The sequence below is a fragment of the Meiothermus hypogaeus genome (assembly GCF_003574035.1).
GTDB lineage: Bacteria > Deinococcota > Deinococci > Deinococcales > Thermaceae > Meiothermus > Meiothermus hypogaeus.
The window spans coordinates 1-10,324 of record NZ_QWKY01000093.1; the positions used below are offsets into that span (position 1 = coordinate 1).

Below are 10,324 nucleotides of genomic sequence, written 5' to 3' on the forward strand. Positions count from 1 at the left end.
ACCTTCTCGTTGGGGCGTGGCCCTACCTGATGATCCACCGTCTCCACCAGCTTCATCCGATCCATGATTCCAGCCACCAGACCCAGGTGGGCCAGGTCGTAGACCTGAAGATCAGCGTCGGTTTCCATCCCAAAATCCTAAGGCCAGGGGGGAGGGGTGCGGAATGTGGGTGCAGTTGCGCTGGCCACAGATGTGCTCTGGGCAGTCGAGTACAGGAGGAGTCATGCCTAAGTACCCACGCATAGACTTTGCAACACCTCTTGCCCCATCCGCTCCTGCAGCCTTTCAAAGGCCTCGGTCACCGCCTCCTGAAACCCACGGGATCGGTGAAAGGGCGCGTTGTCCAAAAACACCACCCCGCGCATCCCCTCCCGGCTCAGCCCCTCCAGGTAGGCCACCACTCCCCCGTCCCGCACCGCCCCTGCAAAAGCCTGTACCCCAGAACCCAGCCCCCAGAAGGCCCCCTCTCCAGGTGTGCCACCACGTTCACCCGCCCCGCCTTGCCCCAGGCCCGCGGCACCCGCACCGCCTCTCCCGTCCTCGCCCAGGCGTAGGTGGGAGGAAGGGAGAGTCCAAACCCACTTTCATCAAGGAAGAACACCCTCAGCCCCCCCTTTGGGCCCCCTCCAGGGCCGCCTTGAACCGCGCCACCTCCTCCTCCCTGGGCTTCCCCATGGGCACGTACCGCGTCCGCTTCCAGCGGTACCCCATCTCCAGAAGCTTCCGCCTCACCGTCCCCGGGTGGAAGGTCACGAAGAAGCGCCCCTCCAGGGCCTCCACAAGCCGAGGCGTCGTCCAGGCTTCCTCCCCCTGCAAAAGCTCTCGCAGGAAGGCGCTCATGGCGGGGATCCAGCGGGGACTGGCCCCGGGGGACTTGCCGTCCTCAAGGCCCTCTATTCCCTTTTCCAGCCACCGCCGGAGGTCGCGGTGAAGGGTGGAGCGGTCCAGGCCCAGGTGGCAGGCGATCCGGGGGGCGGTCCACCCCTGGGCGGCCAGCCGCACCGCCTGAGCGCGGCGCCGAACCTTGAAGGGAACCACGGGGTTGGTCTCCAGCTCCCTGAGCTGGGCGTCCTCCTCTGGGGTCAAGTGGATGCGAAGAGGGGCAGGCATGTGGATAGCTTAATGCATAGACACTTAGCTATGCGAACCAGAGGTTTGACCATTCTCGAGCTGATGGTGGTGCTGGCAATTTTTCCGGAGTACTGGCCATCGCCACCCGCTTTTTTGCCAGCCAGTCGCAGGACACCCGTGTTGTGCAAGAGCGCAACGAGGTGCAGGACCGGGCCCGCCTGGTCTTGCAGATGGTTAGCCAGGATCTGATTCTGGCGGGCTCGAGCCGCTTTATCCGGGGCAACGAGGTACGCTTTGACGCAGCGAACTGGGTTTCCTGTGCACCCGGAACCCCCTGCCTTACCGGCACCGACGACAGCGAGCGGGACACCTTCGTGACCCGCTACCACACCAGCCTTTATCCCAACGGGCAGGAATGCCGCTCCATCGGCTATAGCTTTAGTGGCACCACCCTCCTGCGGGCCGATGTGCCTTGCAGCCAGGCCCCCACCGGTGCGATTGTGGCCAGCAGCTACCGCGAGTTTGCGCCCGACATTACCCAGCTCAACATTCGCTACGTCTGTGGTGACGCCGCCGCCACCGAAGTGGGGCTGCCCAGCGGCTGTATTGCGGTGGCCAATCCCACCGAACGCTTTGTGCGGGCGGCGCTGGTCACCGTTACGGCCACCTCGCCCCAGGGAACCTATACCTACACCATCGCCCAGCGGGTGCCAATCCGCAACCTTAAAACCGACGAGGTGCTGTGATGAGACAACCTCAAGGAATTGCCCTGGTCGTTACGCTGGCCATCCTGGTGGCCGTTGCGCTTATGGCTTTTGCCACCTCGGTTACCACCATGGTCAGCCAGTGGAGTGCCCGCAACGAGCGCGGCGTAACCGAGGCCTACTACGTGGCCGAAACTGGCTTGCAACAGTGGAAAACCCGCCTGTTCCAGACCTACCGCTGGCAACTCTACCAGACCGTTAGCAACTTCAGCGGGAGCCGCACCCCCACCCGCAGCGAGTGCGGCAATGTGCTGGCGGGCGGGGTGGACTGGAACCGCAACGGTACCATTGAAAGCAACGAAACCCTGCCCACCACCCGTACCGGCAGCGTACCGATGGGCACCGGCACCTACACCATCACCGTCGCCCAGGACCCCACCCGCCCGCGCTTCATGCTGGTGCGCTCGGTGGGCCGGTTCAATGGCTCCCAGGCCATCGCCCAGGCCACCTTCGACCTCTCCAACACCGGCCCCTGGAACTATGCCATCTTCAGCGGGCGCGGGGCCGCCAACAAGCACCTCAACGGGGGTGCTACCATCCGGGGCGGGCTGTATGTGCAGGGCCAGAGCAGCGACCCTGACCGGAGTGTGATAGACTCCAACGGTAATTTTGCCCTCTATAACGACTACAACTATACCTCCGATAACGTGTTTGGTAGCCGCCTCAACAGCGATATGCGCAGCCTCGCAAACCTGTGTGCCACCCTGCGGGTGCAGTATGGCCGGGTAGAGGTAAGTGGGAGCTCGAGCTACGGCACGCCCAGCAACCCGCTCCTGGGTGCGTATGTGGGGGATGCAGTTAACGACATCTATGGCAATACCTCGAGCGTGTGCGCCGCTAACCGGGGCATCTGCACCGATGACCGGGGCGCCTTCGACCTGCCCCCCGCCCTGGCCCCCCGCTTCCCCGAGTTCAACTCTACCCCCTGCACCACCAACCCCAGCCGTTCCTGGGCCGCCTGTGTGCGCGATGAAGCTGCTGAACGGGGTATCCGGATTACCAGTACGAGCATCCTCTTCCCTTTGGGTGCTTTGCCGGTTAGTCCGCTTTCATGCGTGACGGGAAATGTTCTTAGCGGGGGCACGCTGCGTTTTGGCAACACCAGCATGGACTGCCGATACACCCTCAATGGTCGAACCGGCGGCTTTCGCTACATCGCAGGGAACCCCGGTACCCTGGAAATTTACGGAACCCTGCATACCAGTGGCATTAACGTGAGCTTTGACAATGCAGTCAACTACCAGGCCTTCGACTTCACCAACCCCACCGAGCGCAATGCTTCCATTTTTGTAGAGGGGGGCAGCATTACCCTGAACCGCGATGTGCTGCCCGATGCCAGCTCGGCCACCTTCCCCAACCAGGTGCTGGGGTTGCTGGCCCAGAACAACATCGAGCAGCTTACCAACAACGCCATGGGCATCTTCTACGCCGGGGGCCGCTTCCGCACCCAGCGCAACCAGCGTACCCTGGGCACTGTGGTGACCAACGAGTTCTGCACCACCAGCGCGGGGGGGAACCAGTGCAACGCTGGCCAGCAGGCCGAGGTAACCTACGTTCCGACCATGGGGAATATCCCGGTAGCGGCGCAAATCCCCGAAGACACCATTGTCGCCTCCTTCAAGATCATGTCCTACGAGCGGCGCTAAGCCGATGCACCTGCTTGCCCCCACGCCCTGTGGGGGGTTGCTTTGTCGTTTGCGAAAAAACAAATTCCCGATAGCCATAGGTAGACTGAAGCTATGCCGCTCAAGCACCAACTGGCCTGGGTAATTGGTTTACTGGCCTTTGTTCCTAACCTGGTGATTGTGCTGACCTTTTGGGTCTCGGCCCGCGGGGAGCCCCTCGAGACATCGCTTTTTTTGCTGTCCTGGGTGCTGGTGCTGGCCCTGATTGCAGCGGGGGTGGGCTACGTTCTGGCCAATACCCTTTTGCGCCCCGTGGACGAGCTAACCCGCAGCCTGTACTACCTGCGCGGGGCGGGCCGCACCCTGGCCGAACTTTCGCTGCCCTCGCCCAAACAGCGCCCCCCGGCCGAAATTGAACAACTGCGCGAGGGCTTCGAGGAAGTACTGGATCACCTGCGGGAGTTGCTGGAAGCCCGCGAGGCCACCTACGCTGCCCTGACCCACGACCTCAAAACCCCTCTGCTGGCCAGTCTGCGGGCGCTGGAATACCTGGAAGAGGCGGACAAAATCGGGCCGGAAAAACGCAAAGAAATGCTGCGCAGCTTGCAAGACGAACTGAACCGCAGCTATTTGCTGGTGGAAAATCTGCTCACCGCCAGCCGCCTCGAGGCCCAGCGGATCCAGCCGGAAAACCTCAATCTGCGCTCGATTCTGGAGGACTTTCGCCTGCGCTACGCCCAGCAGGCCCAAAAGCGCGGCCTGCACCTGGAGATTGAAGGAGCCGGACAGGCCCGCGCCGAGCGGCTCTTGCTCGAGCGGGCCGTGGCCAACCTGACCGAGAATGCCCTGCGCCATGCCCGTAGCCGGGTGGTACTCAGGGCGGGGGATGGCTGGCTCGAGGTCGAAGACGATGGACCCGGCCTGCCCGATAGCTTGGAGGCCCTCTCCCAGCCCTTTCGCAGCCAGCGCCTGCGGGGGGTGCGGGCGGGCAGCGCGGGGTTGGGGCTCTATGTGGCCCGGCGGGTGGCCGAGGTGCACGGGGGGCGCTTGGAAAACCTGGCTTTGCGGGGCCAGGGAACAAGGCTGCGCATTCAGTTACTGTGAATCCAGGCAAGGAACCCTTTTGTCTGCAAACATTTGCTCTCATCGGGATACGGCTTGTGATTTTTGGCCATAGACGAGGGGGTCTTTGAAAACATGCAGAAACGCGCTCTCGAATGGGTAATTGCCCACAAAATAACCTTTGGGTTAATGCATTAACAACACATTAACGTAACACCGAAGCCCCCATCTGGGGGTGTAGCGAAAGGCCAGTCCTGCTCACACTGGTTATAAGGAAAGTTGACGAGGTGTCGCCATGAAGTCTGGACAAACCAACCCCTTCGCTAGGAAAGGAATCGCACTTGTTACCGTGCTGGTGGCGGTGGTGATTGTGATCGCGATTTTTACCACCCTCAGCGCCAGCGTGCTCAGCGAGCTACGAAATGGTCGAACAGTCAGCGTCCGCGACGAGCTGGCCCAATCCGCCGACGGCCTCTCGGAACGCGCCCGGTTGCAACTTGTGCTCGATTACCGCAGCCGGGGCATCAGCGTGCCGGCCTATTTAGACCAGGTCAGCACAAACCCCCCCACCGCCACCGTAGACCTGGGCAATGGAATAACCGGACGCTGGCGGGTACTGGGTACTTCGGGCGTGGGCGCGGAGTACGGCTGGATCGAGGTGGCCTCTACCGCCAGCCGAGGCAACGAAAGTCAGACGGTAGTCCGGCGGATCAGCTTTGGGCAAAACGATGTCTTTAAGCTGGCCATGCTCTCCGAGACCACCAACTGCATGTACTGCCACCTGCGGGTCAATGGGGATGTGGGGGCTTTGTTTCACCACCGCCCTGGCTGGGGCAATGAGGGTGTGAATGGACAGGGTTCGGGTGCTCATGAGGGGGGCTCCGTCATTCGGGGTAACCTCTATGCTGCGCGCACCATCACCAACGACGACACCCCTCGGAACGGTGAGGGAGCTTTGACGCGCGGTAACTACTCGGCCAACGGAACCGGTACACTGAATGCCTATAAGATTAACGGCTCGCTAGTCACCGGGGATGTAGAGGCCAACTCCACCAACTCGGCCCTACCCCAAGATACCGACGGCGACGGCATCCCCGATTTTCCCCCCATCAAGCGCTCGGTAGCAATGGCCAGTGCGAACGGTAGTCTTAGAGGTGGCACCATTGTAGCGCTGAGCTCTGGCCAGGTGCTCAATCCGGTGACCCTGGTCTCGGCGATGGTGGGCGGAATTAGCCGAACCCACGAAGGCAACCTGGTACTCATTGGCACCCCCGAGAACCCTATTGTGCTGGACAAAGATGTGTATGTGAGCGGCGATGTGGTCATTAAGGGGGTGGTTCGTGGACGCGGCGCAATCTATGCCGGACGCAACTTGTATATCGCGGGCAACGTGACCTACCAGAACCCCCCCTCCAAGCCAGGGCAAGGGGTCTGTACGGGGGTGACCGACCCGGATCAATGCGCCCGGCTCAACATCGCCAATGGGCGGGATGAACTACGGCTGGCCGCGCGGGGCAATACCATTATAGGTGACTACACCGAGCGCAACGCTAGTGGGAATTTGTTGCCCGTGGACCTGCGCCAATCTGCAGACTTCTACCGGGCTCAGTTTGGTTTTTACAGCGGCAATCGCTATTACGATACGCAGACGGGTGACGAGCTGGTGCTCAAAGATGGCCGTTATTACAACGTGGAAGGCACCGAAATCTCTGCCAGCCGCGTGATCACCCGTGCGGCCAACCAATCCAATCCGGCTCAGGATGCCTATTCCTATAGCTTTAGACCTGGCTCTATAGACCCAAGCGGCAACTTTACCGGGTGGATTTCAGATGACTTTTATAAAAACGCCCTGTTGGGATCGAGCAACCTGGCCTATAACACCTGGCGCTGGAACTTTGGCACGCCTCCCGGCAGCACATCGGCTAAAGTTAGTTTTCGCAACACCATCGAGACCGAGCTTGTCAACGCCCGTATCCCCTCCAATCAGGCCAGAGCAATTGCGTGTCGACTGGCTAATCTTTCTGCTGGCAGCAATGGTTGCCCTTCTTCAATTCCCCCTAGTAACGGAGGGCAGGACTTGCGCGATAACTCAGGCAATGTAGTAGGTTACATCCACATACAGGATGGGCGTACCTTGAGGGTGGTGCGCGACCAGGCGCTTTCCTATGAAACCCAGGTCACCCATGTGGATGCTTTCTTGTACAGCAACTTTCGCATTGCGGGCAAAACCAGCATGCTGGGCGTAGCCATGAATGGGGGATTGATTGCCAAGGAACTGGGCATTCTGGCGCCTGGGCGCTTTAAAGGCTGGTGGAAGAGCAGCCGCTATAACTTCTTATCCAGCCCAACCAACACCAGCCGGCAGTGCAATAGCGCAGGGCAGACCTACTTTGTAGCCGATACAGAGGACTGCGCTCTTACGGTCAACTACGACCACCGTTTGCGCAACGGGGGCTATGGCTTCAACCTGGTGGTGGGCAACCCCGGACAGACGGTTTCCTGGCGGCTCTCTGCCGACCCCAACGAAAGGGTGCGGTGAGACCATGGTGCTCAGAATTATTTTCGCACTGGCCCTGGCCGTAGGGGTCTATCTGGTCTGGATGCTGTGGCCAAGGAACCAGGCCACCGCACCTACCCCGAAACCCGCTGTCGTGACCATTCAGGAAGCTTCTCCAGCCCAACCGGGCGCTGCCAGGCCCATGAGCAGCCTGGCGCTGGAGGAAATCCGACCCGAGATGGTGAACTTCATTACCCAGCAAAACGGCAGATGGGTGCTGAACTTCCAGGACGGCAGCAAGCGTGAGGTGTACCCATTTGAAATTAACCAGTTGCCCGAACAGCTACAGCTTCAAATGAACTACAAACGGGGTGGTTCATGAGACGGGGATTTACCTTGCTCGAGATGCTCATCGTGCTGGCCGTAATGGCTATTCTGGGCGGACTGGCGGTGGCCAACCTGAACGCTTACATTCAAAGTAGCCGCCTCAACCAGGCCCTACAAGAGGTAGCCGAAGCCTTGCGTTCGGTGGGCAACCGCGCACTCACGGAAAGCCGCGGCTATACCGTTACCATCACCACGGGCGCAAACAGCCGGCTCGAGTGGGCCAACTCGGAGGGCCCGGTGGGTAGCATGGTAGTTCCCAACGCTGTACAGATCGTATCGCTTACGCCTTCTGGTTCAACTATTCAGTATGCGGGCCGAGGTTTTCCCCTCAATCAGTACCGCTTGGGTTTGCAGATTGGCTCGAGGCCCGCTCGGGAGGTCGTGCTATTACCTACTGGAAAGGTGGTGATTCCCTGATGAAGTCCAACCGCAACATGTCAGGCTTCACCCTGGTGGAGGTACTGGTTGCGCTGGCGGTTTTAACCATTGTGCTGGGGGTGGTGGCAGCCAATATCGGCTCGAGCCTGCAGATCAGTCGCCAGAGCCGTATCAACGCCTTTGCTTCCGAGTATGTACAAAGCGTGACAGAGCGCTACCGCACCCACTGGAGCGTACCAGCCAACTACACCGCAGGCTCCACCCCGCCCGATCTGTCGGCCCTGGCCAGCAAGCTCGCATCGGTGGGTCTGACCGCTACCATCAACGCTGCTCAGGTCATCAATCCCGATGGTACGGCCTTTACCGGTACGGGTCAGCCACCCCTGCGACGCATTGAGGTGGAGGTGCGGCAGGGCTCCAACCTTCGCGCTCGCCTTGTAACCGATATCGGCAATCCGCAGTCCACCGGGCTTCGCTAGGGGGAGCTTTGATGAACACAGGATACACCAATCACCTGAGCTCCAGGGGCATAACTTTAGTAGAGCTGCTGGTTGCCATGGCGGTGCTGGGCCTGGTCTTGAGCCTGTCGAGCCGACTGATCTTCCAAAACCAGGATATTACCACCCGCCAGGTACTAGCAGGACGGGTCAATGAGGATGTTCGCCAGGCTACCCTACGTATGAGCGATGTGATATCGCAAGCCGGTTATATCTTCCCCAACAACGCCACCATCACGGTACAAACAGGCGTGACCAATACCGCAGTGGTCACCGGGGATGATGCCTTGGCAGTTCTGGTGCCCCCCAGAACGGCTTACTGCCCCCTGACCACGAACCAGTACTGTGGCTTTTTGTACCGTCTCGAGCCTCGAGATCCCTATACCGCCGATCTGGGTAATACGCCAGGTAACAGCGGATGGGTGCTGGTGGAATACCAGGCCAGAGGCCTGACCTGGAATGCGAACACCAATCCAACCAGCGTAGCCAATAACTGGACTTCTGCAGGATTCAAATCCAGAGGGGTGGTGGCCGATTCTGTAACCGACGATGGAACCAATCTGAGCCTCCTATCGTTTGCTGGCATAGCAAGTGAAATAGATCGAGTTCTGGCGATCCCGACCAACACAATCAGCGTGAACCTGGACAGCGCCAACGCTCTGATTGGATCGGTACGAGTTGAAGTGGCTATTGCCTATGCCAATGGCCTGCGGGCTACTCGGCAGACCGATATTCTTGCCAGGGGCATACCAAGGGCTGTTCCTCCTGGCAACTGATTGCCACGTGAGGGTGGTTTCTGCAAATACTCGCTACAGCGGGGTTTGCTTCACTAAGCATTTGTGGCAACCGCGATGGATGGCTCGCTACGTCTTTGAAGAACGCGATAATACCCCTGACTTGTGAAGATCAAGTCCAACCAAACCGCCAAAAAAGAACATCTGGTAGTTTACGGGTGGCCTTAGAATTGGCTTGAAGGCTTTATGGCTTGAGAGATGCTATGAGACTCCTCATTGCCGACGACCACCCCCTTTTTCGCGTGGGCCTGCGGGCGGCCCTCGAGCGCGAGGGCTTCGAGGTGGTGGGGGAGGCCGGCGACGGACAGGAAGCCCTGAACCTGTGCTTGCAACTGCTGCCGGATGGGGTGGTGCTGGATGTGCGAATGCCGCAAATGGACGGAATCACCGCCACACGTTTGCTGCGCGAGCAGCGCTACCGGGGCCTGATTACCCTCCTGACTACCTTCAACGAACCAGTCTTGATCCAGCAGGCGGCCTATGCTGGTGCCGACGCCTACTGGTCGAAAGAGCTTCCGCCTGAGGCTCTGGCCGAACGTCTACGTAGGCTCAGCCAGGGGCAAGAGCCCCGCCTGCGGGCACCGGAACTCCCCAAGCTGACTGCCCGCGAGCAGGAAGTATTACAGTGGATGGCCCAGGGGCTTTCCACCAAAGAAATTGCCCGCAACCTGCACATCTCGCCTGAAACCGTCAAGGATCACCTGGTACGGCTTTACGAGAAACTCGAGGCCCGCAACCGCGTGGAGGCCCTCGAGCGGGCCCGCAGCCTGGGTTTGCTGAGCGTCTAGGGGTAGTTTCCTCCTGGACAGACGAAAGTGAATAGATTTAAGTGCCTATGCATTAAGCTATCCACATGCCTGCCCCTCTTCGCATCCACTTGACCCCAGAGGAGGACGCCCAGCTCAGGGAGCTGGAGACCAACCCCGTGGTTCCCTTCAACAAGAGATTGAACTGTAGTGAAAAGTAGTAAAAAAAAGGGCATAAAGTCAGACTGAAAGGGCAGGAAGTACGGTCAGTAGCTGGGATTTGAGGATTTTTGCGGCATTGTGCTGTGCTGTCCGCCAAGAAAGATCTGGATGTAGTTGTTTTTGCTGTCGAATAAGGTGTAGGGCCTCGATGGCCAGGTCAGCATGTTTGAGTTGAGTAGCATAGGAACGAGAGAGGCATTTGGATAAACCCAGGTTCTGTTTGAGCAGGCGATGCACCCGCTCCAGATCCCAACGAGCTTTCCAGGCGGCAAGGACTTCTT

13 protein-coding genes are annotated in these 10,324 nt (G+C 59.8%); 9 read left to right on the top strand and 4 right to left on the bottom strand.

What is annotated here, in order from left to right; all coding sequences use genetic code 11:
- The 3 genes from Mhypo_RS15590 to Mhypo_RS15600 form a co-directional block, all read right to left on the bottom strand.
- A partial coding sequence (locus Mhypo_RS15590) for a DUF4277 domain-containing protein (protein WP_119341926.1) occupies window positions 1–128 on the bottom strand: 128 nt, incomplete at its 3' end.
- 99 nt (window positions 129–227) lie between these two features.
- Complete coding sequence (locus Mhypo_RS15595) at window positions 228–416, bottom strand: hypothetical protein (RefSeq protein WP_119342191.1); 189 nt, start codon at window positions 414–416, stop codon at window positions 228–230.
- A gap of 187 nt (window positions 417–603) precedes the next feature.
- A complete protein-coding gene (locus Mhypo_RS15600) occupies window positions 604–1,110 on the bottom strand; it encodes a helix-turn-helix domain-containing protein (RefSeq protein WP_119342192.1) in 507 nt (168 codons plus the stop codon).
- 143 nt (window positions 1,111–1,253) lie between these two features.
- Between Mhypo_RS15600 and Mhypo_RS15605 the strand changes: the two genes are divergently transcribed.
- The 9 genes from Mhypo_RS15605 (at window position 1,254) to Mhypo_RS15645 (ending at window position 9,863) form a co-directional block, all read left to right on the top strand.
- Window positions 1,254–1,817, top strand: a complete 564-nt coding sequence (locus Mhypo_RS15605) for a prepilin-type cleavage/methylation domain-containing protein (RefSeq protein WP_240637288.1) — start codon at window positions 1,254–1,256, stop codon at window positions 1,815–1,817.
- Window positions 1,817–3,481 (top strand): PilX N-terminal domain-containing pilus assembly protein, encoded by a 1,665-nt coding sequence (locus tag Mhypo_RS15610; protein WP_119342193.1) that lies wholly within the window; start codon window positions 1,817–1,819, stop codon window positions 3,479–3,481. The genes Mhypo_RS15605 and Mhypo_RS15610 overlap by 1 nt, the downstream gene beginning before the upstream one ends.
- Before the next feature lie 93 nt (window positions 3,482–3,574).
- On the top strand, window positions 3,575–4,564 hold the full coding sequence (locus Mhypo_RS15615; protein ID WP_119342194.1) for a sensor histidine kinase: 990 nt from the start codon (window positions 3,575–3,577) through the stop codon (window positions 4,562–4,564).
- 253 nt (window positions 4,565–4,817) lie between these two features.
- Window positions 4,818–7,061 (top strand): hypothetical protein, encoded by a 2,244-nt coding sequence (locus Mhypo_RS15620; RefSeq protein ID WP_119342195.1) that lies wholly within the window; start codon window positions 4,818–4,820, stop codon window positions 7,059–7,061.
- A gap of 4 nt (window positions 7,062–7,065) precedes the next feature.
- Complete coding sequence (locus tag Mhypo_RS15625; RefSeq protein WP_119342196.1) at window positions 7,066–7,401, top strand: hypothetical protein; 336 nt, start codon at window positions 7,066–7,068, stop codon at window positions 7,399–7,401.
- Window positions 7,398–7,823, top strand: a complete 426-nt coding sequence (locus Mhypo_RS15630; RefSeq protein ID WP_119342197.1) for a pilus assembly FimT family protein — start codon at window positions 7,398–7,400, stop codon at window positions 7,821–7,823. The genes Mhypo_RS15625 and Mhypo_RS15630 overlap by 4 nt, the downstream gene beginning before the upstream one ends.
- On the top strand, window positions 7,823–8,263 hold the full coding sequence (locus Mhypo_RS15635; RefSeq protein WP_119342198.1) for a type IV pilus modification PilV family protein: 441 nt from the start codon (window positions 7,823–7,825) through the stop codon (window positions 8,261–8,263). The genes Mhypo_RS15630 and Mhypo_RS15635 overlap by 1 nt, the downstream gene beginning before the upstream one ends.
- Before the next feature lie 11 nt (window positions 8,264–8,274).
- Window positions 8,275–9,057, top strand: a complete 783-nt coding sequence (locus tag Mhypo_RS15640) for a PilW family protein (protein WP_119342199.1) — start codon at window positions 8,275–8,277, stop codon at window positions 9,055–9,057.
- Window positions 9,058–9,278: 221 nt separating this feature from the next.
- A complete protein-coding gene (locus Mhypo_RS15645) occupies window positions 9,279–9,863 on the top strand; it encodes a response regulator transcription factor (protein WP_119342200.1) in 585 nt (194 codons plus the stop codon).
- 198 nt (window positions 9,864–10,061) lie between these two features.
- On the opposite strand, the gene Mhypo_RS18405 is transcribed toward Mhypo_RS15645, so the two are convergent.
- Window positions 10,062–10,324: hypothetical protein (locus Mhypo_RS18405; protein WP_420845996.1), on the bottom strand; the 263-nt coding region annotated here is incomplete at its 5' end.